The sequence below is a fragment of the Vibrio sp. STUT-A11 genome, assembly GCF_026000435.1.
Taxonomy (GTDB): Bacteria; Pseudomonadota; Gammaproteobacteria; order Enterobacterales; family Vibrionaceae; genus Vibrio.
The window spans coordinates 3319573-3345131 of sequence record NZ_AP026763.1 but is presented as its reverse complement, the minus strand read 5'-3'; the positions used below and the strand labels follow the sequence as shown (position 1 = coordinate 3345131).

The 25559-nt window shown below is 47.5% G+C and carries 25 protein-coding genes; 8 read left to right on the top strand and 17 right to left on the bottom strand.

The annotated features are described in order from the left end of the window. Nucleotides 1-2: 2 nt before the first annotated feature. The 3 genes from ilvD to ilvG all read right to left on the bottom strand — a co-directional run bounded on the left by ilvD (nucleotide 3) and on the right by ilvG (nucleotide 3953). On the bottom strand, nucleotides 3-1844 hold the full coding sequence (gene ilvD, locus OO774_RS15580) for a dihydroxy-acid dehydratase (protein ID WP_264903496.1): 1842 nt from the start codon (nucleotides 1842-1844) through the stop codon (nucleotides 3-5). Nucleotides 1845-2010: 166 nt separating this feature from the next. Further along, nucleotides 2011-2295 carry an acetolactate synthase 2 small subunit gene (gene ilvM / locus OO774_RS15575; RefSeq protein WP_014233403.1) on the bottom strand — a complete coding sequence of 95 codons (285 nt, stop codon included), beginning with the start codon at nucleotides 2293-2295 and terminating at the stop codon, nucleotides 2011-2013. An 11-nt stretch (nucleotides 2296-2306) separates the two neighbouring features. Next, nucleotides 2307-3953: an acetolactate synthase 2 catalytic subunit gene (gene ilvG, locus OO774_RS15570; RefSeq protein ID WP_264903493.1), complete on the bottom strand. Its 1647-nt coding sequence runs from the start codon at nucleotides 3951-3953 to the stop codon at nucleotides 2307-2309. Nucleotides 3954-4420: 467 nt separating this feature from the next. On the opposite strand from ilvG, the gene OO774_RS15565 reads away from it, so the two are divergent. Then, nucleotides 4421-5944: a YifB family Mg chelatase-like AAA ATPase gene (locus tag OO774_RS15565; protein WP_264903492.1), complete on the top strand. Its 1524-nt coding sequence runs from the start codon at nucleotides 4421-4423 to the stop codon at nucleotides 5942-5944. Nucleotides 5945-5975: 31 nt separating this feature from the next. Here OO774_RS15565 and OO774_RS15560 read toward each other — a convergent pair whose 3' ends face one another. After that, entirely contained in the window at nucleotides 5976-6932 is a 957-nt protein-coding gene (locus OO774_RS15560; RefSeq protein ID WP_264903490.1) for a DUF2860 domain-containing protein, read from the bottom strand. A 239-nt stretch (nucleotides 6933-7171) separates the two neighbouring features. On the opposite strand from OO774_RS15560, the gene OO774_RS15555 reads away from it, so the two are divergent. After that, nucleotides 7172-8050, top strand: a complete 879-nt coding sequence (locus OO774_RS15555) for an acyltransferase (RefSeq protein ID WP_264903488.1) — start codon at nucleotides 7172-7174, stop codon at nucleotides 8048-8050. A gap of 43 nt (nucleotides 8051-8093) precedes the next feature. On the opposite strand, the gene OO774_RS15550 is transcribed toward OO774_RS15555, so the two are convergent. The 5 genes from OO774_RS15550 to OO774_RS15530 form a co-directional block, all read right to left on the bottom strand. Then, a complete protein-coding gene (locus tag OO774_RS15550) occupies nucleotides 8094-8696 on the bottom strand; it encodes a thiol:disulfide interchange protein DsbA/DsbL (protein WP_264903487.1) in 603 nt (200 codons plus the stop codon). Between the two features lie 33 nt (nucleotides 8697-8729). Then, nucleotides 8730-9716 (bottom strand): serine/threonine protein kinase, encoded by a 987-nt coding sequence (locus OO774_RS15545; RefSeq protein WP_264906122.1) that lies wholly within the window; start codon nucleotides 9714-9716, stop codon nucleotides 8730-8732. Nucleotides 9717-9770: 54 nt separating this feature from the next. Further along, a complete protein-coding gene (gene ccoG / locus OO774_RS15540) occupies nucleotides 9771-11192 on the bottom strand; it encodes a cytochrome c oxidase accessory protein CcoG (RefSeq protein WP_264903485.1) in 1422 nt (473 codons plus the stop codon). 283 nt (nucleotides 11193-11475) lie between these two features. Then, on the bottom strand, nucleotides 11476-11742 hold the full coding sequence (locus tag OO774_RS15535; RefSeq protein ID WP_264903483.1) for a YihD family protein: 267 nt from the start codon (nucleotides 11740-11742) through the stop codon (nucleotides 11476-11478). Between the two features lie 110 nt (nucleotides 11743-11852). Beyond that, nucleotides 11853-12020: a hypothetical protein gene (locus OO774_RS15530; RefSeq protein ID WP_264903481.1), complete on the bottom strand. Its 168-nt coding sequence runs from the start codon at nucleotides 12018-12020 to the stop codon at nucleotides 11853-11855. Between the two features lie 296 nt (nucleotides 12021-12316). Between OO774_RS15530 and OO774_RS15525 the strand changes: the two genes are divergently transcribed. Further along, the gene (locus OO774_RS15525) at nucleotides 12317-13129 is read left to right on the top strand and encodes a sporulation protein (RefSeq protein WP_264903480.1); all 813 of its coding nucleotides are present in this window, start codon (nucleotides 12317-12319) and stop codon (nucleotides 13127-13129) included. Nucleotides 13130-13195: 66 nt separating this feature from the next. After that, nucleotides 13196-13849: a hemolysin III family protein gene (locus tag OO774_RS15520; protein ID WP_264903479.1), complete on the top strand. Its 654-nt coding sequence runs from the start codon at nucleotides 13196-13198 to the stop codon at nucleotides 13847-13849. A 35-nt stretch (nucleotides 13850-13884) separates the two neighbouring features. Here the strand turns inward: OO774_RS15520 and OO774_RS15515 are convergent, their stop codons facing one another. From OO774_RS15515 to def, 6 genes are all read right to left on the bottom strand, one after another. Continuing rightward, complete coding sequence (locus OO774_RS15515; RefSeq protein WP_264903478.1) at nucleotides 13885-14478, bottom strand: DUF3157 family protein; 594 nt, start codon at nucleotides 14476-14478, stop codon at nucleotides 13885-13887. A 25-nt stretch (nucleotides 14479-14503) separates the two neighbouring features. Further along, nucleotides 14504-15949: a TrkH family potassium uptake protein gene (locus OO774_RS15510; protein WP_264903477.1), complete on the bottom strand. Its 1446-nt coding sequence runs from the start codon at nucleotides 15947-15949 to the stop codon at nucleotides 14504-14506. Between the two features lie 9 nt (nucleotides 15950-15958). Then, nucleotides 15959-17335: a Trk system potassium transporter TrkA gene (gene trkA, locus OO774_RS15505; RefSeq protein ID WP_264903476.1), complete on the bottom strand. Its 1377-nt coding sequence runs from the start codon at nucleotides 17333-17335 to the stop codon at nucleotides 15959-15961. A gap of 63 nt (nucleotides 17336-17398) precedes the next feature. Beyond that, nucleotides 17399-18682: a 16S rRNA (cytosine(967)-C(5))-methyltransferase RsmB gene (rsmB, locus tag OO774_RS15500; protein ID WP_264903475.1), complete on the bottom strand. Its 1284-nt coding sequence runs from the start codon at nucleotides 18680-18682 to the stop codon at nucleotides 17399-17401. Between the two features lie 82 nt (nucleotides 18683-18764). Continuing rightward, nucleotides 18765-19712, bottom strand: coding sequence for a methionyl-tRNA formyltransferase (gene fmt, locus OO774_RS15495; protein WP_264903474.1), 948 nt, complete (start codon nucleotides 19710-19712; stop codon nucleotides 18765-18767). A gap of 33 nt (nucleotides 19713-19745) precedes the next feature. After that, nucleotides 19746-20264: a peptide deformylase gene (gene def, locus OO774_RS15490; protein WP_264903473.1), complete on the bottom strand. Its 519-nt coding sequence runs from the start codon at nucleotides 20262-20264 to the stop codon at nucleotides 19746-19748. Nucleotides 20265-20402: 138 nt separating this feature from the next. On the opposite strand from def, the gene OO774_RS15485 reads away from it, so the two are divergent. From OO774_RS15485 to OO774_RS15470, 4 genes are all read left to right on the top strand, one after another. After that, on the top strand, nucleotides 20403-21497 hold the full coding sequence (locus OO774_RS15485) for a LysM peptidoglycan-binding domain-containing protein (RefSeq protein WP_264903472.1): 1095 nt from the start codon (nucleotides 20403-20405) through the stop codon (nucleotides 21495-21497). After that, entirely contained in the window at nucleotides 21481-22590 is a 1110-nt protein-coding gene (gene dprA, locus OO774_RS15480) for a DNA-processing protein DprA (RefSeq protein WP_264903471.1), read from the top strand. Before OO774_RS15485 ends, dprA begins: the two co-directional genes overlap by 17 nt. A gap of 2 nt (nucleotides 22591-22592) precedes the next feature. Continuing rightward, nucleotides 22593-23072: a DUF494 family protein gene (locus OO774_RS15475; protein WP_269469170.1), complete on the top strand. Its 480-nt coding sequence runs from the start codon at nucleotides 22593-22595 to the stop codon at nucleotides 23070-23072. 82 nt (nucleotides 23073-23154) lie between these two features. Next, nucleotides 23155-23724, top strand: coding sequence for a topoisomerase DNA-binding C4 zinc finger domain-containing protein (locus OO774_RS15470; RefSeq protein ID WP_264903470.1), 570 nt, complete (start codon nucleotides 23155-23157; stop codon nucleotides 23722-23724). A gap of 67 nt (nucleotides 23725-23791) precedes the next feature. On the opposite strand, the gene OO774_RS15465 is transcribed toward OO774_RS15470, so the two are convergent. Together OO774_RS15465 and purE are read right to left on the bottom strand one after the other, a co-directional pair. Further along, on the bottom strand, nucleotides 23792-24919 hold the full coding sequence (locus OO774_RS15465) for a 5-(carboxyamino)imidazole ribonucleotide synthase (RefSeq protein ID WP_264903469.1): 1128 nt from the start codon (nucleotides 24917-24919) through the stop codon (nucleotides 23792-23794). Nucleotides 24920-24923: 4 nt separating this feature from the next. After that, the gene (gene purE / locus OO774_RS15460; protein WP_005394016.1) at nucleotides 24924-25409 is read right to left on the bottom strand and encodes a 5-(carboxyamino)imidazole ribonucleotide mutase; all 486 of its coding nucleotides are present in this window, start codon (nucleotides 25407-25409) and stop codon (nucleotides 24924-24926) included. Nucleotides 25410-25559 lie beyond the last annotated feature (150 nt).

Here is a 25559-nt window from a genome sequence, read left to right as displayed (position 1 = left end):
TGCTAGCCCTCTAGCTTAGATTTGTCTCGTACTGCGCCTTTGTCAGCACTGGTTGCCATGCTGGCGTACGCTTTGAGTGCAAAAGAAACTTCACGTTGACGATCGGCTGGTTTCCAACCGAGTTCGTCTTGTTTTGCACGACGTGCTGCCAGCTCATCTTCTGCTACATCGAGCGTGATAGAGCGACTTGGGATATCAATGGTAATGATGTCCCCATCTTGCACCAAGCCAATCGTACCGCCACTGGCAGCTTCTGGGGATGCATGACCAATCGACAGACCCGATGTACCACCTGAGAAGCGACCATCTGTTAGTAAGGCACAAGATTTTCCTAATCCCATCGATTTTAGGTAAGTGGTTGGGTAGAGCATTTCCTGCATACCCGGACCACCTTTAGGACCTTCATAACGAATAACAACCACTTCACCCGCTTTAACTTTACCACCTAAGATGCCATCAACCGCTGAATCTTGGCTTTCAAACACAATCGCAGGGCCTTGGAACTTAAGGTTTTCCTCATCAACACCAGCCGTTTTTACTATACAGCCATCAACCGCAATGTTGCCTGAGAGAACGGCCAGGCCACCTTCTTGACTGAATGCGTTCTCTTTGGAGCGGATACAGCCATCGGCACGGTCATCGTCGAGACGATCCCAGCGGCAGTCTTGTGAGAATGCTTTGGTGGTGCGTATACCTGCAGGGCCTGCGCGGAAGAACTTAAGTACTTCTTCATTTTCTGTTTGCATGATGTCGTACTCGGCAAGCTGCTGCTGCATAGTCATGCCCAATACCGTACTCGTACTGCCGTTTAGCAAACCAGCACGGTCGAGTTCACCTAAGATAGCCATTACGCCACCCGCACGGTGTACATCTTCCATGTGGTATTTCTGTGTCGATGGCGCCACTTTACACAAGTGTGGTACGCGACGAGACATTTCATCGATATCGTTCATATCGAAGTTTATTTCACCTTCTTGAGCCGCAGCTAAAAGGTGTAAAACGGTGTTGCTGGAGCCACCCATTGCGATGTCCAGCGCCATGGCATTTTCAAAGGCGTCGCGGTTAGCAATGTTGCGTGGTAAGGCGGACTCGTCATCTTGTTCGTAGTAACGTCGAGTCAGCTCAACGATACGTTTACCAGCGTTAATAAACAATTGTTCACGGTCGGCGTGTGTTGCCAGCATCGAGCCATTGCCTGGTTGAGAGAGGCCTAGAGCTTCTGTCAGACAGTTCATTGAGTTGGCGGTAAACATGCCTGAACACGATCCACAGGTTGGACAAGCCGAGCGTTCGACCTGTTCGCTTTGTTGATCCGACACGGTTGGATCGGCACCCTGGATCATCGCATCAACCAAATCGAGTTTGATAATTTGATCAGAAAGCTTGGTTTTACCTGCTTCCATTGGGCCGCCAGAAACAAAGATAACCGGAATGTTTAGGCGCATAGCGGCCATCATCATTCCTGGAGTGATTTTGTCACAGTTAGAGATACATACCATTGCATCGGCACAGTGTGCATTGACCATGTACTCTACAGAGTCGGCAATCAATTCACGTGAAGGCAATGAGTAAAGCATACCGCCGTGACCCATTGCGATACCGTCGTCGACAGCAATGGTATTGAATTCTTTTGCGATGCCACCTGCTTTTTCGATTTCACCGGCAACCAACTGACCCATATCTTTCAGGTGTACGTGGCCCGGTACAAATTGAGTAAACGAGTTCACCACAGCGATGATTGGCTTACCAAAGTCTTCATCTTTTACACCAGTTGCACGCCAAAGCGCGCGGGCGCCCGCCATGTTACGACCATGTGTGGTGGTTGCTGATCTATATTTTGGCATTTCCTAATTCCTTCTTACTTCTGCTCTGGTTACACACAGTCTAACCAGCCCACTTCTCTTTCGTGGTGCTGTTACATAGGCCATCGTAGGCCTCTCGCAGTAGTTTGTGATTGGACAACGCCTGGCGCTGCCCATTTCCATTGGTTCGATTGTTGCCACAGGGCTCTTATGCACTTACCTGTTGTTGTAAGTTGTGATTTGGCAGTTCATCGTTGCGGATTTTGAGTACCTCAACTTTACGAACATCCCACAGCTTCTCAATTTGATTGATCAAAAATGAGATTGGGCGATCGCTGTCGACGATAATCTCCACACTGGCGACTTTGCTTTCGTGGTTTTGAGTGGCTGCTACTTGTTTGATCACGAAACCTCGGTGACGAATCACACGTAGAACGCGCTCTAACAATACCGGTTTATCATCGGCTTTGATGTCGAGTAAATATCTATCCATGTGATTGTCTCCTAGGTGTTTTCCAACATATCACTGTTTGATGCGCCAGGTGGCACCAACGGCCACACGTTTTCTTCTTCGTCGATTAACACGTGAAGCATGTAAGAAGTTTTGCTCTCCAACATCTCTTTCAGTGCTGGCTCCACTTCTTCTTTCTTGGTGATGGTTTTGCCCGGAATGTCGAATGCTTTTGCCAGCATCACAAAGTCAGGGTTGTCATCAAGGATAGTTTCACTGTGTCGGCCATCAAAGAATAGCGATTGCCATTGGCGTACCATACCAAGACGTTGGTTGTTAAGAAGAACAATTTTCACTGGAATCTGGCGGCGTTTTAGCGTACCTAATTCCTGCACGTTCATCATGAATGAACCATCACCAGTAATAAGGATAGACTGATCATCCGGGCGAGCAACGGCAGCACCCATTGCCGCTGGCAGACCAAAGCCCATGGTGCCTAAACCGGCTGAAGTGATGAAGTTTTGTGGTTCACGTGGCTGGATATGTTGCGCAGCCCACATCTGGTGCTGGCCTACGTCTGTTGAAACCATAGAGCTATCCGGCATCATGTCAGACAACTGTTTAAGCAACAGCGGCGCGTAGATAAGTTCACCAGGATGGTCATAGCGCCACTTAAAGCCACTGCGTAAGCTTTCACTGTGGTGAACCCAAGGGGAGATGTCTTGAGTCAGTTCTAGCTGAGGAAGAATGGTCTTAATGTCGCCACGCAGCGGTGCATTGGCATGGCGAAGCTTATGAATTTCTGCTGCATCTATATCGATGTGAATCACTTTCGCGTTAGGTGCAAAAGTGTCGAGCTTACCTGTCACACGGTCATCAAATCGCGCACCAACCACAATTAATAGGTCCGCTTCCTGAACTACCAGGTTGGCCGCTTTAGTGCCGTGCATGCCTAACATGCCTAGATAGTGAGGGTCATGGCGTTCAATCGTGCCTAGACCTTTCAGAGTGCTTACCGCTGGCATTGGATTCAGACGTAAGAACTCTCGTACTGCATCAGTCGCTTTCGCTAGCTGAACACCACCACCAACGTATAACACAGGGCGAGTAGAAGCGGCTAACACTTCTTGTGCGCGTTTTATGTCTTCGGTAGGGACATCTTCGATTGCTGGGGCAACATATGGCGTAAGCAAATCGGTTGGAGTTTGAGCAAGCTGAACGTCTTTCGCGATATCAACAATGACAGGGCCTGGACGTCCGGTTTTTGCTACTTCAAAGGCTTCAGCCAGAGTCGGGGCAAGATCTTCGATCTCGGTAACCAGATAGCTGTGCTTAGTACAGGCTAGAGACATACCAATCACATCCATTTCCTGGAAAGCGTCGGTACCGATATGAGAGCTGGCAACCTGACCTGTGATGGCTACCAGTGGAACTGAATCAAGGAAAGCGTCGGCAAGGCCGGTGACTAGGTTTGTGGCGCCAGGGCCGGAAGTTGCCATACAAACGGCAACATCTTGAGTGGATCGAGCCATACCGATAGCGGCCATGGCTGCGCCTTGCTCATGACGGCATAAGATGTGCTCGACACCTCCGTCATACAAAGCATCGTAGATTGGCATGATGGCCCCGCCAGGGTAACCAAACACGGTCTGGATGCCTTGCTGTCTTAAAGCGGCTACGACAAGTTGTGCACCGGTCATCGTAAACCTCCTTTGCTACGTTGTGGCTCGTAGCTATTACCATTTGTATTGCACTTCATGTGCACTCCCATTCTTCCCGTTAAACTGTCTAAGGGTTAGACAGATGACAACTTGTAGTTGTAAAAAAACCCCCGGACTTTTCAGTGCGGGGGTTTTTTGTAATTTGTGGTTATCTTTCGCCCACAACACCCCGCGCAGTGCCAATAATGACCACGATAATCAGGGCTAGCAGTGAGTTAATGTAAGCGAAAAGATTCATCTGTCTGTCGTTCTGTTTTCGTTAAATTTTGTTGTGTAATGTTCTACGAAATTGTTTGCGTCATTAGTGGTATCACACAATTCCTCTGCATGACAAGCAAAAAGTCATTCTTTTTTCACATTAACTCTCAATTAAGACGCGGTATATAACATAAACACATAGTGAAAACATTTGTTTATAAAGCAATCAATAACTGGTTAGGGATCGTATGGGGCTGGCAATTATTCATAGTCGGGCAAGCGTCGGTGTTCAGGCACCGTCAGTTAGTGTGGAAGTACATATTAGTAACGGTATGCCGGGCTTTACTTTGGTTGGGTTACCAGAAACCACGGTAAAAGAGTCTAAAGATCGGGTACGTAGTGCCATCATTAATTCTAATTTTCAATTTCCCGCCAAACGCATTACGGTCAACTTAGCTCCGGCGGATCTACCCAAAGAGGGCGGACGTTTTGATTTACCCATTGCGCTGGGTATTTTGGCCGCTTCAGAGCAAATCGCGACAGATAAGCTCAAAAACTACGAATTTGTTGGCGAGTTAGCCTTGTCTGGAGGCTTAAGGCCAGTAAAAGGCGTGCTACCTGCAGCGCTCGCCGCAAGCAAGTTTCAGCGCCACTTGGTCGTGCCACATGCGAATGGTGATCAGGCGGCGCTGGTGGCTAAAGAGCAGCATAAGTCTGCTCAGTCGTTGCTTGAGGTGTGTGCTGAATTGTGCGGTCAGCATAGGCTGAGTTTGCATCAAGCGCCTGAGAGAATTATGTCACAAAACCATAACCGCGATCTGCAAGACATTATCGGCCAGCAGCAGGGAAAGCGGGCTTTGGAGATCGCGGCGGCAGGTAACCATAACTTATTATTTTTAGGGCCACCCGGTACCGGAAAAACCATGTTAGCGTCGCGCTTATGCGATTTGTTACCTGAAATGAGTGATGAGGAAGCGATGGAAACCGCGTCCGTCGCATCACTGACACAAAGCGAAATCAATGAACATAACTGGAAGCGACGACCGTTTCGTTCTCCACACCACTCCAGTTCTATGGCGGCATTGGTCGGCGGTGGCTCGGTGCCAAGGCCGGGTGAGATTTCATTGGCCCACAATGGCCTATTATTTCTCGATGAAATGCCGGAATTTGATCGTAAAGCTTTGGACTCGTTACGAGAGCCACTGGAATCGGGAGAAATCATCATCTCTCGGGCTCAGGGCAAAACCCGTTTTCCTGCCCGCTTTCAGCTGGTGGGCGCACTCAACCCCAGCCCGACAGGTTATTACGAAGGCAATCAGGCTCGTACTAATCCACAAGCCATTCTGCGCTATTTAGGTCGCTTATCAGGACCGTTACTGGATCGATTTGATATGTCGTTAGAAATTCCGGCGTTGCCTAAAGGCACATTATCGCAGGGAGGTGACCGAGGAGAGCCTACAGCAGTCGTTAAAGAGCGGGTTTATGACGCTCGCCAGAACATGTTAAGCCGTAGTGGCAAGGTAAATGCCTTGCTGGGGAGCCGTGAGATAGAGACGTTTTGCCCACTGCTAAAAAGTGATGCTGAGTTTCTGGAGACCGCTTTGCACAGGTTAGGGCTGTCTATTCGCGCGTATCACCGAATCATTAAAGTGGCCCGTACGATTGCCGATCTGGATGGGGAAGGGCGGATTGAACGCTCCCACCTAGCGGAAGCCCTTGGATATCGTGCTATGGACCGATTACTGAAACAGCTTACTGCTCAGGCTGTGTAATCAGTCCTTACCCCCAATAGCGGCCAGAAAATTAGAAGCGATAGCTGAAGCCTAACGAGAACAGGTATTCCTTCTCGTCATAGAAGGTAATGTTTGAGTCGGTTTGACTATAGCCTGCGAATGAAATGAAAGACCAGTCTTGCCAGTCAAACACATTTTGGTATTCGTAAGCGGCAAACAGGCTCAACGTATCGTCACTGCGCGTCTTGGTGAAGGTCTGGCTTTTAGATTGATAGTCGTGAAGCGTATAGCCGCCGGTGAGCGCTAAGCGATGACGATTGATGAATTTAAACCAGCTAAGCTCAAACCCATATGAGTCAAAGGATTCTGCTTTACCATCCGCATCTTGGTTAATGTAGGCAAATGCGGGTTGCAATATTGATGTGCGATCCAGTGAAATTCGATAGTCACCTTTGATGTAGTAAATATCAGCATCACGAGCCAAAGAGCGATCCGTTACTTCCTCTTTATCAATTTCTTTGTTGGCATAGGCAAGATCAAGATTGAAGTTTTTATCAATCAGCCCTTTAACCTGAAAACGGTACGCGTTACCGCCTTCGTCGGTTGTGCGCCTAGCTACACTGACCTGATACGGATTACGCCAGGTTTCGCCTTCTAGCATAGTTGGCAAGTACGATACATCGAGTACGGTGCCTGATGGCAATTGGTATTGATAGCCTAGCTGAAATGCAAGTGTACCAATGGCTACATCTGAACGAGTGGTACCAGCATAGACTTGCTGGTTGAGCTGCGTACCGAAGGTGTAGGCGATGTTTCCCAGGGGCGCTGCGACTGCCGAGCTATCGCTGTCAGCACTGTGATTCAGTGAGTCGATGGTTCTGTCGTTATCGGTATTAAAGTTAGATTCTGAGGTCACAAAGGCAGCGTTAAGTGAAATCTCACCGCTGAATCCAGCAGTTTCTGCGAGCTGAGCTTGAGCTGAACTGACGATAAAAGCCAAGGTCAAGACCGTTAGTCTTGGTTTCATTCATGATCTCCCTATTTGTGAATGAATGGTTCGAGCAATGGTTGAGCGTTTATTTGTATTGGAGAGTAACTTAATTTCTTTGCCCAACTTATACAATAATATATTCCCTTTGTTTCATATTGTGCAAGGTCAAGCGGGTAAGTGGTAACTAATCAGACCATTCTCATAAATGTTTCAATGTAGCAATGTGACAGTATAATTACACGCTGTTTTATTACTCACACTTTAGCACTGTTATCATGTTGGCATATTTGTTACTTCTTCTTAACGCGTCTCTAGTCATAATCAATTCGGCGATCTGTTCATTGGTTATTTGCTTGATCGCTGTGGTTAAACTGTCATTTCCAGGCGCAAAGCTAAAAGCGAAGGGAACGGAAGCAGCGAACAAGGTTATGTGGGCATGGGCAACAATAAATGCGGGGATACTCGCGCTGTCCAATCGCGTTGAATGGGATGTGCAAGTTGGCGATGAGCTAAAGAAAGATGGCTGGTACCTTTTGATCAGCAATCATCTGAGTTGGACGGACATTGTGGTGCTGTGTTGTGTGTTTAAAGATCGTATCCCAATGCCAAAGTTTTTCCTCAAACAGCAACTGTTGTATGTGCCATTTATTGGTATGGCTTGCTGGGCTCTGGATATGCCGTTTATGCGCCGTTTTTCGCGCGAATATTTGATCCGTCATCCGCATAAGCGTGGTCAGGATTTGGCCACCACGCGTCGCTCTTGCGCTAAGTTTAAGCATACTCCCACGACGGTAGTCAATTACGTAGAAGGCACGCGTTTTACGCCAGAAAAGCAACGCCAGAGCAAAGCACGATATCAACATTTGTTGCAGCCAAAGTCTGGTGGCATCGCTTACACGCTGGCTGCGATGGGTGATCAGTTTGATAGTATTATTGATGTCACGTTGGCTTATCCGGAAAATACCCATAAACCATTTAGAGACATGTTAATGGGCCGTATGAGCAAGATAGTGGTTCGTGTGAAGGTACTGCCGGTCGATGAACAAGTGCAGGGTGATTACTTTAACGACAAACCCTACAAGCGTCAGTTTCAGCAGTGGCTGGGTGATGTCTGGCAAGAGAAAGACCAGTTACTGAAAGAGATACACAGATAAAACAAAGGGGAGCCGGAGCTCCCCTTTGTGCAATCTATACGGATTATTTAAGTTCTAATAAGTAGTTTACCAGAGCAAAGTACTCATCCATGGTTTTGATGCTTTGTGCCTGTACCTGATACTTGTTGTTTACAATCACCGCAGGAACACCTGTCAGGCCACTGTTTTCGAACTGTTTGTCCATACGACGAACCATAGAATCGACAGCAAAACCTTTGAATGCGGAGTCAAACTTCTTCTCATCCACACCTTCATCTAAGAAGATTTGACGCAGTTCTGCATCGTCGCGCGGCGCTTTACGCAAATTGTGGATGCGGTTAAACATCACAGGGACCATTTTGTCTTCAATTTTAAGTGCAACCATAGTTGCGAATGCTTTGCTCATTGAAGGGCCCATGCTGCCACCCATAAAGGATACGTGGTTCTTTTGTAACTTCACGCCTTCTGGTAACTGCTTTTTAAGTTGCTGAATAACAGGTTCAAACGAACTACAGTGCGGGCAGTAGAATGAGAAGAACTCAGTCACTACTGGTTTGTTTGATGCCTCTAGATCCAATACCTTGTAATGTTCACCTTCTTTGAATTGCGCCGCCTGTGCTGAGAGGCTCAGCATCAGTACAGAAAACAGTGCGAACAGCTTTTTCATTTAAATATCTCCACTTTGAATTAGTTGGCTGACTTACCATTGAGGCATTAAAGAGAGGGGGGCTTCTTCTAAGTTGGCAATCTGCTCTTTAAAGCCAAGAACCTGACCTTCCCAGTATTTTGGCTCATTAAACCATGGAAAAGCCAACGGAAATGCAGGGTCATGCCAACGTTTTGCTAACCATGCCATGTAATGCACCATTCGTAGACCGCGAAGTGGTTCAATTAGTTTCAATTCTGCGGAGTTAAAATCACAAAATTCTTGATAAGCTTCCAGAACGATATCCAGCTGCATCAGCTTATCTTGTCGCTCACCGCTCAAAAGCATCCACAAATCCTGTACTGCAGGCCCATTACGGGAGTCATCCAAGTCGACGAACATAGGCCCATCACGCCATAGAATGTTACCCGGGTGGCAGTCTCCGTGCAGTCGAATACTGTCAAAGGTATCCTGCCAGTGGCTTTCGATAGAGTTAATAAGGATATCCAGATCATTGAAGAAACTGTTCTCCAGATGCATGGGAATCATGTTCGAGTTTTGCAGAATCTCCCTTGGCTGGTATAGGTATTCTTGTAAGCCGATACTTGGTCGGTGTTGAAAAATCTTTTTACCGCCAACCTTATGGATTCGACCTAAAAATCGACCGACGCCTTCCAGTTGTTCCAGATTGTCTACTTCAAACTGGCGTCCGCCAACACTTTCAAATAGCGCAAAACCGTAGCCTTGGTAGTGATGTAATGTTTGACCGTTAAGAATGGCAGGTGGTGCGACAGGGATTTCGTTGTCGATCAGCTCCAGTGTGAAATCGTGTTCTTCCTGAATTTGCTCGTCGCTCCAACGTTCAGGACGGTAGAACTTCACCACATAGCGGCGACGCTCTTCATCGGTAAACTGATAAACGCGGTTTTCATAACTGTTGAGAGGGAGAAAGCCAGATTCTGCGCGAATGCCGATGCTTTCTAACGCATACCACATAAAATCTGGGGTGAGGGCGTCAAAGTTAAACGTACCTTGGGACATATAAATAAAAAGGCTCATTGCTGAGCCTTTTTCCATTAGTCATCGAGTTTGAAATCAGAGTTTCTTGATAAACCTGCTTTCCACTTCGATGGTGAATTCATTGCTCTTATCGCTGAGTATAAACTGAATTGTGGTTATCGCAGAGTTTAGCTTGTCAGGATCGGCGCCAAGACTCATTGGTAAGTTCAATACTTCTCCAGGCTGTACCTGAATGGTTTGTTTACCATACCAGCTTACATCGCTCATACCTTTCACATCCAGTTGGTACTCTTGCACTTGCTGGGTCTTGTTGATCACTTTAAGCGTATAAGTGTTTTCTACTTCTCCGGCACTATTTACGCGGAACAGTTGGTTACGGTCTCGAAGTACGCTCATACCCGCCGGATCAACGGAGGCAATCTGAGCGAAGAACAAGCCGATCATAATCAGGAATACCGCACCATAGCCGAGCAGTTTTGGGCGCATTACCTTGGTGTGTTTACCAGATAAGCGGTGTTCGGTAGTGTAGTTGATCAACCCTTTTTCATAACCCATGCGATCCATAGTTTGGTCACAGGCATCAATACAGGCACCGCAGTTGATGCACTCATATTGCAAACCGTCACGAATATCGATGCCGGTAGGGCAAACCTGGACACACAAATCACAGTCGATACAGTCACCCAAGCCAAGTTGTTTTGGATCGGCCTTACGTGAGCGTGGGCCGCGTTTTTCACCACGCTTGGTGTCGTAGCCAACGATGAAGGTATCTTTGTCGAACATGGCGGACTGGAAGCGCGCGTAAGGACACATGTGAATACACATGATAGATCGCATCCAACCGGCGTTACCGTAGGTACAGACTGCAAAGAACATCACCCAGAAAACTGGCCAGAAGCTGGAGTTAAAAGTGAAGAAGTCGATCACCAATTGCTTCATTGGCACGAAGTAACCGACAAAGGTGAATCCAGTAATCAGCGCGATCGAAAACCAGGCAATGTGTTTGAGTGTTTTGCGTATTGCCAGATTGGCGGTGAGCTTGTTGGCGTCTTGTTTACGACGCTTATTCGCACTGCCTTCGAGTTTTTCTTCAAACCAGATGTACATGAAAGTCCAGACGGTTTGTGGACACAGATAACCACACCAGACCCGACCTAAAAAGGTGGTGATGAAGAACAGACCAAATGCCCCGATAACAAACAGCAGTGCAAGCAGAGTAAGATCTTGCGGATAGAGTGTGGTGCCAAAAAAGTTGAACTGTTGATTACCGATATCCAATAAAATCGCTTGGCGATCTCCGTATGGAATCCAAGGTGTCAAAGCAAACAGTAGCAGTAAAAACCAGCCGCCGTAGCGTCTTAGCTTTTGATAGGTTCCTTTACTTTCACGTACGTAGATGCGATTGCTTGGGTTAAAACGATCCCCGTTACCTTTGTGGGTTTTGGGGTTAAAAGTTTTCGGAGTCACATCTTTAATGTCGATCTTATCCTGACTCATGTACTCATCCTTCTTAGGCTTTTTATAATGTTCGGCGTCATTTCTGATGATGTCGCTCGATGACATTGCTATTTTTAACTATTTTAGTTAATACTGATAAACGGTGATTATACAACCAATAACAATTCCTTTTCTTTAACGTAGTCAATGTTTAACAACAAAAGTCAGTACAGTTAACCTGATAAATGGCTGAACAGTTATCACTCACTTCGGCGACTGTCATTTCGCTATAAAAAAGCGACTCAGATGAGTCGCTTAGGAAAATTTATGGCTGTACTAGACATTACTTGATGACGCCGCGAGCGCGTAAAAGCGCGGTTTTGAAATCGTCTTCCTGGTCTTTTTTCAATCCAGGGATCATTTCATCTTTACTGCTGTTACGCATTTTCAAATGGTAGATCAGAACGTCGTCGGTGAGATCTTCCAAGTTGCCCTCATAACCCGCTTCTTGAGACAGTTTGATAATAAACTGCACCAGATTCATGTCTTGGTCTTTTTGCCACTCTGGCTCTATCAGCTCAAGCAGTTCTTCGATACGATGACACTTCATTTCTTTCTCCACAAATTTTATAGGTATTTTGTTTAAGGTATCAAATTGTAGAGAGGATACAAATAGGCATGAGAGGAAAAGAAAAAGCGCAGCTGTTGCCGCGCTTTTTATTAAGCTGCTTTGTTAACTTTGGACGGAGTTTTCGACGTTACCGCTTTTTTCTCAACCAATGTTTTAGCAGGCGCAACTTGGTGTGCCTGAGGTGCAGCAGCAAAGCCACTGCGGCGGCGCATTGCACTACTATTGGTGTGTGCGAACCTGACTGTTGTTGGGCGCATTCAGTTACCTAACTGTCAGGCATATCCATTGCCGTTCTAATGCCCTGAATCACTATGAGCTCATCTTGAATTACTTAAAGATTCGCTCTTTTGGCTCGCGCCAATCCAGTTAGTGAGCAGGAATAACGATATGCATGCATATCAATTAATAGGTTAGCACTCTTGTTATAATTGGTCGATACTTGAGCAATTGAATTTTTTCGATTTGGTCATTTTAAACCGAGAATGAGTGCAAAAATTTGTTTTGATCCCCAGATCAGCAGTAGTAGTATGAGATCTCGACAAAGGAGGTGCATATGTCATTTTTAAAGAAGACACTTGCGAGTTTTGGTATCGGCAGTGCTAAGGTCGATTCGATCCTCAATCAGGATGTGATATACCCCGGTCAGAGTGTGGATGTGTCAATCCATGTTTACGGTGGCGCGACAGAACAAAAGATCGATAACATCGATATGAAGCTCTGTTGTCGTTATATAGCAGAGGCACCTGATGACCGAGGCTCTCGAGAAGGGCATAACATGCGTCGAGTGCCGCAGACTCATGTCCTGACTGAGTGGCGCCTCCCTTACTCGTTTGTCATTCATTCCGCAGAAGAGCGCACCTTTGATGTGAAGCTTGATGTTCCCTGGAATACTCCCGTTACGATTGGTGACGCGAAAGTATGGTTGGAAACGGGACTGGACGTTGCCGCCTCACTCGATCCGACCGATAAAGACACGCTTACCATTCGACCTGATCCACTGATGGACGCCATTTTATCCGCATTTGAAGCGCAAGGATTACGTATTCGCCAGGTGGAGTGTGAAGAGGTCAATGGCTTCGACTTACCATTTGTTCAGGAATTTGAAATGGTACCCACCGACGGGCCTTACCATGGTGTATGGCGTGAGTTGGAGTTTGTGGCTCATCGTAGTGAGGAAGATCTGAAGTTATGGTTTGAAATAGACCGAACGCGAAGTGGCGCTGGTGGCATGCTGGCGAGCCTGCTTGGCAGTGGTAAGCTTAACCGAGAACTGACGATTCCGGTGACGACCAGCCCTGAAGAAGTGGGAGAGATTGTCCTTAATTACCTCGACCAAACCACCGCCATTCACGATTCCGAAGTTTAAGCTTACACGTGTACGCTTAATGTGCCATACTAGAGTGAATTGACACGCTCTAGTATAGGTACTTCGATGTCATCACCACAGAAACCTGAATACAGTCAGAGTGAAGAATTTGCCAATTCTCTCACCCATGGCCTCGGGATGGTTCTAGGTATTGTAGGGCTGATTGTGCTGCTAGTAAGAGCATTAGATCAGCAAGCAGATACCCTGACCATAACCAGCATGGCGATCTATGGCTCAAGTATTATTGTGCTGTTTCTCGCGTCAACGCTGTACCATGCCATTCCGCACCCGAATGCCAAACGCTGGCTGAAAACGTTTGACCATTGCGCGATCTACTTATTGATAGCGGGTAGCTACACGCCATTTTTATTGGTGAGCTTACGTACACCTCTCGCGATTGGTTTGATGATCGTGATTTGGAGTATTGCTTTGCTTGGCATCATCATGAAAGTCGCGTTTATTCATCGCTTTAAGCATTTGTCTTTGACGAGTTATCTGGCGATGGGGTGGTTATCGCTGATTGTGATTTATGAGTTGGCTATCACTCTGGATATCGGTGGTCTGACGCTGCTAGCCGCAGGTGGCTTGATCTATTCTCTTGGCGTTATATTTTACGTCGCTAAGCGGATTCCATTTAATCACGCGATTTGGCACGGCTTTGTTCTGGCTGGGTGCGTGTGCCACTTCTTCTCTATCTACTATTTTGTCGAGCCGATCTAAGCTTGGCTAAATCAGCTCGACAACGTATGCGCGTATTAGCGAGTTTGTAATTCAACCACTTTTGCCGAAAACTGGTATTGCTGCGATTGTGGCACTGCCAGTTTGATGGTTTTACCTTGCTCAGCTTGTTGTGGGCGAAGGTAAGTATCTGCCATACGTTTGATCGACTGCCAAACAATGACCTTTTCTTTTGCGAGCGCTTTTCCGGACATATCGAACACCTCAACTTCGACCTCAATCTGAATTACTGACTGCGAGCTTTGGTTAGTGATCGAAGTAGGAAAGACCAGTTCGCCGCCTTGGTAACTTGCAGAGCCAATCAATATATCTACACCTGAATCTGATAGCTGCATGGTTGGTTTTTTTGCATTGACGGTAACCGTCGTGCCCACGGTTTTCGAGACGACAGGAATGGTTGCTATTGCTGGAACGGCAACAGGTTCAGTCGCCGCGGTGACCGTTTTGGTTGCTGACGCTGCAGTGGCTTCGGGTGCAGTGTTCTCAACCACATACTCCCAAGTAAAGTCATCATTTAACTTTACACTTCTTCCATCGGCTAACGTTACTATTTCGGCAGCATAGACCGATGATGTGGCCAGCAGAGTAGCCAAAGTAATCCAAGTTTTCATTGTTGTACCTTTTATTTCATTGCCGTTAACGACGCCAGAAGGCTGGAAAGAACAATACAAGAATAGTCAGAATTTCCAGACGGCCCATTAACATGCCAAAACTTAATAGCCATTTTGCGGAGTCTGGTAATGGGGCAAAGTTACCAGTCGGGCCAATCACAGAGCCCATACCAGGGCCAACGTTGGCGACAGCGGTAATTGAGCCGGAGATGCTAGTGATAGGATCTAAGCCGAGTGCACTCAAGCAGCCAGCAATAAATATAATGGTGATAAAGAACATCAACACAAAAGCGACCACGGATCGCACAATATCATCGTTTACGGGGCGTTGGTTATAGCGTTGGACAAAAACACCGGAGGGGTGAACCAGTTTCATCATCTGTTTGTTCAGCAGCGTCATTGCTACCTGAAAGCGGAATATTTTTATCCCGCCTGATGTTGAACCCGAGCAAGCACCTGCAATCATCAAGAAAGCAAACAATGTGGTTGGCAGAGCCCCCCACGCAGTGAAGTCTTCCAGGCCAAAACCAGTGGTTGTCACGACTGACACGATATTGAACATCGACACTCGCAAAGCATCGAGTATGGTGTAACCATCGCGAATGACTAACCAGCAGGCAATCACTAGGCTTGAGAAGAGGAACAGGTAAGCAAAGCCACGAACCTGTGCATCTTTAAGTAATATATCAACTCGACGTTTTCTCAGTGCCGCCACGAACAGCAAGAAAGGCAACCCACCCAGGAACATAAAGGCCGTCGCCACCCAGTGTGCTCCGTTAGAGAAGTGATTCATTGAGCCATCCGAAGTTGAGTAACCGCCCGTCGACAAAGTAGTGAACGCGTGGTTGATTGCCTCAAAGATTCCCATGCCTGTCAGTATATACCCGCCGATACACAGCCCGGTTAAGATCAGATAAACCAGCACGATGTTTTTGGCCACGGTCTTAGCCCTTGGGCTACTTTTATCTGACCAGTCAGAAGATTCCGTTTGGAACAGCTTCATACCACCGACGTTAAGCATTGGCAGAACCGCTACTGCCATGACGATGAAGCCGACGCCACCAAGCCACTGTAGGATGGAACGCCACAATAAGATGCTTGGAGCCATGTCATCCAGACCGCTCAGAACCGTCGAACCTGTGGTGGTGATCCCCGACATGGTTTCGAAATAGGCATCGGTAAAGCTGATGTGGTTAATGAAGACGAACGGCAACGCCGCGAAAGCACTGGCGATAGTCCAGACTAAGCTGGTGATGAGGAACATGTCGCGCACACTGAGTTTGAATTTAGCCGTTCGACCAATACTCAGGCAGATAAACGCAGCCAGGTGCGTAATCACCACGGCTTGGGCGAAGTCGAGAAATCCGCCCGTACCGGTGAAGAAAGCGACCAAAGTAGGCACGTACATGAAAAGGGCCAGTTTAGATAAAACCAGCCCGATAACAAACAGTACGGGACGTAAGTTGACCATAAGAGAGTCCTAGAGGAAAAATGGGCTCGGCTGGAACAGAGCTTCGACGTCTGGTACGTATTTTTTGTCGACTAGGAACATCACCACATGGTCATCTTGTTCGATGATAGTCCGGTCGTGAGCGATCAGTACTTCTTCACCACGAACAATGGCCCCGATGGTAGTTCCGGGTGGAAGTTTAATATCACCAATGGCGCGACCCACCACTTTAGAGGTGCTTTCATCACCGTGGGCAATGGCTTCGATCGCTTCGGCTGCACCGCGGCGTAGAGAAGATACGTTAACAATATCGGCACGGCGAACGTGGGTTAAAAGCGCGGAAATGGTGGCTTGCTGAGGCGAAATGGCCACATCAATCACGCCGCCTTGTACTAGATCGACATAGGCACCACGCTGAATCAGCACCATTACCTTCTTTGCACCCATGCGTTTTGCCAGCATCGCGGACATGATGTTGGTTTCATCTTCGTTGGTCAGCGCAATGAACACGTCGACCTGATCGATGTTTTCTTCGGTTAACAGCTCTTGGTCTGCAGCATCACCACAGAAGACGATGGTGTTACCGAGCTGCTCAGACAGTTGTTCAGCACGTTGGTAGTTTCGCTCGATTAATTTCACGCTGTAGGTCTGCTCTAAGCGTTTGGCTAAGCTTGCGCCGATGTTACCACCACCAACAATCATAATGCGGCGGTAAGGCTTCTCTAGACGCTGCAGCTCACTCATTACCGAGCGAATATGATTACTTGCCGCGACAAAGAACACCTCATCATCAGCTTCTATGATAGTCGTGCCTTGCGGACGAATCGGACGACCCTGACGGAAGATTGCCGCAACTCGGGTGTCGATATGAGGCATGTGCTCTCGTAGCGCTGAGAGTGCGTTACCCACCAAAGGACCGCCATAGTAGGCTTTTACGGCAACCAGGCTGACTTTCTGCTCTGCGAAGCTGACTACCTGTAGTGCGCCAGGGTATTGGATCAGACGTTCGATATAGCTGGTTACCAGCTCTTCTGGAGCAATTAGGTGATCGACAGGGATCGCACCAGACTTAAATAGGGCTTCTTTTTCTGCCAGATACTCTGGCGAACGGATACGTGCAACACGGTTAGGTGTGTTAAACAGAGTGAAGGCTACCTGACATGCTGCCATATTGGTTTCGTCAGTGTTGGTTACTGCAACCAGCATGTCGGCATCTTGCGCGCCTGCTTCGTGGAGTACATCTGGGTGACTCGCATGGCCATTGACCACACGCAGGTCATATTTGTCCTGTAGTTCACGCAGTCGGTCAGAATTGTTATCGACGATGGTGATGTCGTTGTTCTCACCAACCAGGTTTTCTGCCAGTGTGCCGCCAACCTGACCAGCACCAAGAATAATGATCTTCATACTCTTTTCTCGTTATCTGAAAAAGGCGATTGAATGACTCCAATCGCCCTATTTAGCCTGCTGTCACGCGTGTGTTTTAGTCAGCACAGCGTAGTAGAATCCATCCATATCTTCTTCACCTGGTAGAATTTGACGACCAGGGTGTTCAGGGTCAGAATCCAGCAATTTCGCATCAGCGGTGCGAGCTAAGAATGCTTTCACTTGCTCTACGTTTTCTTGTGGAGTGATTGAACAAGTTGCATAAACCATTGTGCCGCCTGGTTTTAGCTGTGTCCACATCGCATCGAAAATTTCGCTTTGCAGCTCGGCTAATGCCGCAATATCGTCGGCTCGGCGTAGCCATTTGATATCTGGATGACGGCGGATGACGCCCGTCGCAGAACACGGCGCGTCCAGCAAGATGCGATCAAACTGTTCACCTTGCCACCATTCTTTAGGATTACGTGCATCACCGCAAACCACTTTTGCCTGAAGATTGAGACGCTTCAGGTTTTCATGTACGCGTTTCAGGCGAGTGTCGTCACAGTCAATCGCGACCACTTCACTGCCGGATGTACGCTCAAGAATATGTGCGGTTTTGCCACCTGGTGCTGCGCAGCAATCCAGAATCAACTCACCATCTTTTGGCTTGAGGTAATTAATTGAAAGTTGAGCGGCAGCATCTTGTACCGATACCCAACCTTTCTCAAACCCAGGCAACTTGGTCACATCGCATGGCGCAGCCAATTTTAGCGCGTCCATCGCCTCTGTGTGCGGCGTGGCCTCAATGTTTTCATTTTTGAGTAGTGCCAGATATTCATCACGAGTATGGTGCTGGTGGTTTACTCGCAGCCACATCGGTGCCTTTTGATTATTGGCTTCGACAATACTTTCCCATTGCTGCGGATAAGCGTCTTGCAGCAGCTTGAGTAACCAGCTCGGGTGACCATATTTGCCAGCGTTGTGGCTGACGGCAATCTCGTCAAGCTCTTCCTGATTGCGTTGGTAATTACGCAAGACGGCATTGATCAGGCCACGCAGACGAGGGCCTTTGAGATCTTTGGTGCCTTCAACCGTTTCACCAACCGCTGCGTGCGCAGGAATACGCATAAAGCTCAGTTGATAAATACCAACCAGGATCAGGTGATGGAACACACGTTGTTTGCCTTTCAGAGGCTTATCCATTAGCTGGCTTGAAATGGTTTCAAGGCGAGGTAAGTAGCGAAGTGCTCCGTAGCAGATCTCTTGCAAAAGCGCGTGATCACGAGGTCGGATGGTTTGTTGAGCCGCTGGTAGAGCGCTAGAAAGAGAATGGCCCTTGTCGACGACAAGATACAAGACGTTGGCAGCCGCAGCGCGAACATTCATGATGAGTACCTTAAAGTAAAGGAGGGCATCTCTGCCCTCTAAAAGTTCGTATTATTAGGGGAATAACTCACCCTAGTATGGCTTAAATCAGCTGGGTGCCAACTTCAAACCAAGATGCACGCGAGTTCAGAATGTCTTGAACTGGCATGGCTTTTTTACCCGGAACCTGTAATTGCTCCAGAACTAATACGCCATTGCCTGTCGTAACATAGATACCGGTTTTGTCTGCTTGCACAATCGTGCCTGCTGGCTTATCGCTGGTTTGCTCTGCTACTCGGCTTTGCCAAACCTTGATGCTGTTTTCAGCCGCTGAAAAATGGCTCATAGGCCAAGGATTGAATGCACGCACGCAACGCTCAATGTGTGCGGCATCGTCGCTCCAGTTGATGCGAGCTTCTTCTTTGCTGAGCTTTTTCGCGTAGTTTGCGAGCTCATCATCTTGCTTAACTGGCACAGCTTTATCTGCAGCGATATCTGCCAGACAATCAATCAGGGCTTGCGGGCCAAGGTCGGCAAGCTTTTCATACATAGATGCGCTGGTATCCGTCGCTTCGATTGGCAGAGTTGCAATCTTCAGCATATCACCCGTATCCAGGCCAATATCCATCTGCATGATGGTTACGCCAGTTTCTGCATCACCTGCCCAGATTGAGCGTTGGATTGGTGCCGCACCACGCCAACGAGGTAGGATAGAACCATGTACGTTGATACAACCCAGTTTAGGGGTATCAAGAACCGCTTGTGGCAGTAGCATACCGTACGCCACGACAACCATTAGGTCGGCGTTCAGATCGGCTAGTTCTTGTTTCGCTTCGTCGGACTTAAAGCTTTCAGGCTGGTAAACCGGGATATTGTGTTCCAGCGCCAGTTGTTTTACCGGTGGCGCAGCCAATTTCTTGCCACGACCCGCTGGACGATCTGGGTTTGTGTAAACCGCGATGACTTCATGCTCCGAAGACAACAACGCCGCCAAGTGACGGGCGGCGAAATCCGGAGTACCTGCAAAGACAATACGTAAAGACTGACTCAAGGTAGACTTCCTTCTATTTGGTATGGGTCGCGATTAAGCGCTTAGCTGCTTCTCGTTATAGCGTTTGATCTTCGCCAGCTTTTCCTGAATGCGTTTACGCTTCAGTGGCGATAGGTAATCCACGAACAGCTTACCTTGTAGGTGATCAAGCTCATGTTGAACACAAATCGCTAGCAGGTCGTCGGCTTCAAAGGTGAACTCTTTGCCATCACGATCCAGTGCTTTAACCGTAACTTCAGCCGCACGAGGCACCAGTGCACGAGCACCCGGTACCGACAGACAGCCTTCTTCGATGCCATCTTCGCCGCGCTTATCCAGAATCTCAGGGTTGATAAGCACCATTGGCTCATCACGAGTTTCTGAAATATCAATCACTACGATACGCTTATGAATATCAACCTGCGTTGCAGCAAGGCCAATACCTTCTTCGTCGTACATGGTTTCAATCATATCATCGACGATTTTTTGAATTTCAGGTGTCACCTCTTCCACAGGCTTAGCGACTGTGCGCAGGCGATCATCTGGAAATGTTAATACTTGTAATACAGACATATTCACTCGAAATATTGAACTGTGCCGAAACAGCACAAACCTTGTTGGCTCAATTCTAGACATTTTATGACCTAAATGACAGCATCCTTGCATTAATTTCCATACCAACTACTGCGTAATAGACCAAGGATGAGGGGTATGAATCGCATTTTCCGCAACGTTTCCAGCATGATGTTGCCGTTATTATTCTCCTTCACTGCTGCAGCGAATGCAGATTCTGATCCACTCGCAGTCAAAGCTGATGCGCCCCAAACTTATCTGGTCGTGAAAGGTGACACTTTATGGGATATTTCGGCAATGTACCTGGATAGTCCCTGGTTGTGGCCTCGTTTGTGGCAAATTAACCCAGAGATAGATAATCCACATCTGATTTATCCCGGTGATAAATTGTCTCTGGTATGGATGAACGGTCAGCCAGTGCTGAGCTTAAAACCGGTAAAAAAACTCAGTCCACAGGCTCGAATTACCGAAAAGAAGGCGGTGCCGACGGTTGCGGAAGGTCTGGTGATGCCTTATCTCAGTTCTGACCGACTGGTGGATAAAGAGACGCTCGACAATGCAGTCAAAGTTATCGGCAGTTCTAAAGGCAGTCGGTATTTGACCGCAGAAGATGTGTTGTACATCAGCGGTGAGCAAACTGCGACGGAATGGGTGATTTACCGCCCGGTCGAGACTTTCTCTCGTGAAGACGTTTCAAAGGAAATCACCGCATTGCGCTTGATTGCAAAAGGGGATTTAGTAGAGGCGTATGAAGCGTTTTCAGGGTTGAAAATCACTGCTCAGTTGCAGGAAGTTCTTCGTAACGACATCGCTTTACCAAACCAGATGATAGATAACAGAGATCTTTCCACGACCTTCTATCCACTTCCTGCACCGCAGGGTAGCACTGCGAAGTTACTAGGAAATATCGAAGGTATTCACTTCAGTTCAACCAATCAGGTTGTTGTTATTGATAAAGGGACGGCGGATAAGCTGAAACAAGGCAGTGTGTTTGATCTCAAACAAGACGCTCATCCGGTTGCTAAAGATGGCGATGGCTTCCAAAAAGAGGTGGGTTTATTCGATAAAGCAATTATTCTGCCCCAAAGTAAAGTAGGTGAATTGCTGGTGATTCGTCCTTATGAATACTTCAGCTTGGCTTTGATTACTAACAGTACTAAACCAATTAGTAACGAGGTAACGGTCGTTTCGCCTCTTGCTGAAGTGCCTGTCACAGATGAAGCCACTCAATGATAGTGACCTTGTTGCCTGGCTAAAGCTGAGCTGCTTGCCAGGCGTTGGCGGGGTCAAACTGAATCAGTTACTCGCTAAAGATACGCCTCGAAACATCATCAACTCCTCTCATGAATACCTGCAGTGCCTTGGATTAAGTCAGAAGCAACTTCAGGCCTGGGCATCGGTCGATAAAGAAGTTGAAGCTTGCCTCAATTGGAAAGAGCTCGCTTCGAATCACCATATTCTGACTTTAGATGATCCGCTTTACCCTCCGCTACTTAAACAGATTGTTGCACCGCCACCGCTGTTGTTTTTGCAAGGCGATCCTACGTGTTTATCTCAGCCTCAGATTGCTATGGTGGGAAGCCGTAACGCGAGTGTTGACGGATTGCAGTACGCTCGTCACTTTGCCGCAGACTTTGTTAATAATGATCTCGTTGTGACCAGTGGACTCGCTTTGGGCATTGATGGTCATGCGCATGACGGAGCGTTGCAAGCGGGAGGAAGGACGATTGCTGTGCTTGGATCCGGCTTAGCGCATATTTATCCAGCCCGGCACCGTGGGTTGGCACAGCGCGTCGCAGAAAGTGGTGCACTGATTTCAGAATTTCGCCCAAATGCAAAGCCAAGGCCGGATCACTTTCCACGTCGCAACCGAATTATTAGTGGGTTATCTCTGGGGGTGTTCGTTGTCGAAGCGGCAGAGAAAAGCGGTTCTTTAATTACGGCGCGTTATGCGCTTGAGCAAGGACGAGAAGTGTTTGCTCTGCCTGCTTCTATTAATGCGAAAAATGCCAGTGGCGGAAATCATTTGATTCGCAATGGTGCTTGCCTCGTAGAAAAGACCAAAGATGTACTCGATGAAATACAGTCATTGCTTGATTGGTCTGTTAATCAGAGCAGAGATTTATTTTCTACCTTAATTGTTGAAGAAGAATTGCCATTTCCTCAGCTGTTAGCTAACGTAGGAAATGAGGCTACACCAGTTGATATTCTTGCAAACAGGACCAATATACCTGTCCAGGAAGTCATGATGCAGCTCTTAGAGCTTGAGCTCTCAGGGCATGTTGTTGCAGTTTCAGGTGGCTATATTCGAAAGGGGAGGGGCTAGCTATGATGATGGATATACTGATGTATCTATTCGAAACCTACATCCATAGCGATGCGGAGTTACAGGTCGAACAAGACGAGTTGGAAGATGAGTTGCTTCGTGCAGGCTTCCAGCAAAAAGATATCTACAAAGCCCTTGTCTGGTTAGAAGAGCTTGCCGCGCTGCAGCAAAGTGAAACATCTTCTGCGATATCGGCTTGTAGTGCATCGTCATCGACTCGTATCTACACAGCGAAAGAGATGCAGCGTTTGGATCTCGAATGCCGAGGTTTTTTGTTATTCCTTGAGCAGATTAATGTCCTGACGACAGAAACTCGTGAGATGGTGATTGATCGAGTGATGGGGCTGGAAACAAACGAATTTGAGCTTGAAGACCTCAAATGGATCATTCTGATGGTACTGTTTAATGTACCGGGTAATGAAAACGCTTATACGCTGATGGAAGAGTTGTTATATACCAAGGAACAAGGGATCCTTCACTAAGCCTCATTCCGGCAGGTTCGTGTTCCGTTGAGTGTGAACGCGAACTTGTCCATTTGGTATGTCTTTCAAGTAAACGGTAAGTATGAGTAGTAAAATCGACAACAGCCTTTTCTCTGCCCATGAACATGCGCTCGAACATGAACCGTGTCCAAAATGCGGAGCAGAGCTGATCCTTAAGCACGGTAAACACGGCCCGTTTCTCGGCTGTAGTCAGTATCCAGGTTGCGATTACATCAAAGCGCTGAACAGTAATGATGGTCACATCGTCAAAGAGCTGGGCGTACCTTGCCCTGAGTGTGGTAACGAGTTGGTGTTACGCCAGGGACGTTATGGCATGTTTGTCGGATGCAGTCATTATCCGGCTTGTCATCATATTGAATCGATTAACCAGCCCGAGCCGGAAAAACAGCCACAGGAGCTACATGCTTGTCCTGAATGTGGCAAAGGCCATTTAGTCGAGCGTAAAACACGCTTCGGCAAAACATTTTATGCCTGTGATAACTACCCGAGATGTAAGTTTGCCGTGAACCAGCCCCCAGTCAAAGGCCGTTGTGAAGAGTGCGGTTTTACTTTACTGGTTGAAAAGAAGCTCGCCAGTGGGGTGAAGTTGCAGTGTGCCAACCGCAAGTGTCAGCATACGCAAGCTCAGTAAACGATACTACCCATTAAAAAGGGTCGCATGATGCGACCCTTTGTTGTTCTTTATCTGGATTTTAATCTTATGACTGCTTGGCAAAACTATGCACAGCAGGAAAAGCCTCTTTATCCAATACGTTGGCTAATGCACATAGCCTGCGGTGAAGTTCTCCTGGGTAGTCTCCACACACATTAATGTGGCCCATCTTACGGCCTGCACGTTTTTCTTTGCCATACCAATGAATATGGCAACCATCCATCGCTAATACCGCTTCTGGCAAAGTGTCTTCACCGAGAATATTAACCATCGACGTTTCGCGAACCAGTTTCGTGCTGCCTAGTGGCAAACCACAAACCGCGCGCAAATGGTTTTCAAACTGACAGGTTTCTGCACCTTGCTGTGTCCAGTGACCTGAGTTGTGAACGCGTGGCGCGATCTCATTCACCAGTAAAGTGCCATCAACATCGAAGAACTCTAGGGCTAATACGCCTACATAACCGAGACTTTCTGCAACCGCAGTAAACATCTGTTTGGCTTGCGTTTGAAGTTCAGGTTCATCAATGGCGGTAGAAAGGCTTAGTACACCATCAGTGTGCACGTTCTCTGCCAGTGGATAAACTTCAATGCTGCCATCTTTACCGCGAGCTCCAACTAAAGATACTTCACAGTTAAATGGAACAAACTCTTCTGCCACAATGGCTTGAGTTGGTGTTGCAGCAATGCACTCGGCCATTTCTGTCCAGATAGCGTCTACCTGAGAAGCTTCTTTCAAGCGCCATTGACCTTTACCATCGTAGCCGCCTAATGCACTTTTCAGAACCATTGGCATCCCAACGTGCTCAATCGCAAGATCGAAATCTTCACGTGTTTCAATCACGTAGTATTTCGCATTACGCACGCCAGCGTTATCGAGTAGGGCTTTTTCAAGACGACGGTCACCGCCTGCTTTGATCGCTTCTGTGCTCGGAAGGAACTTTCCACTCTCTTCACAGATGTCGAGCACATCATGAGGGATATGTTCGAATTCTGCGGTGATCACATCGACTTGTTCAATGGCATTTTCCAGACCATGACCAAGCACATGTTGAGTAAGAGGATGAACGATATTGCCGCTACCCACATCGTAAGCAGAGATTTGAATATTCAGTGGTGCACCAGCCAGAGACATCATACGAGCCAACTGACCTGCTCCTAGAACCAGTACGTGCATCCGATTAGTCCTCAGCTGGGTTTGGGTTAGCCAGTACCGTTTCCGTCTGTTCGTTGCGGAATGCTTCTACCTTCGCCATGATACTTTCATCATGCGTACCCAGGATTTGTGCTGCCAGGATACCTGCGTTTGCTGCACCTGCTTCGCCAATCGCTAATGTGCCGACCGCAATACCTTTAGGCATTTGTACGATAGACAGCAGAGAGTCCATTCCTTTCAGAGCACGTGACTGAACCGGAACGCCAAGTACTGGCAAGCTCGTGAATGCCGCCGCCATACCTGGTAGGTGAGCTGCGCCGCCCGCACCTGCGATGATTACTTTGATGCCGCGCTCTTTCGCACTGCTTGCGTAATCAGCCAATAGTTGAGGAGTACGGTGAGCTGACACCACTTTTGTTTCGTAAGACACGCCAAATTGATCCAGCATGTCCGCTGCTAGTTTCATGGTTGGCCAATCTGATTTAGAACCCATGATGATACCGACTTTCATCTCAAACTCCTTCAAGCTGCAAAATTAGGTGAGCTGATAAATTTGTGCGCATTATACGGGGATTTTTATCTCAAGCAAACGTTTGCGTGCCTTTGTAAAGAGTATAGATACATTTTATAAAAAATTGCTTTAGTCTCTGAGAATGAATCT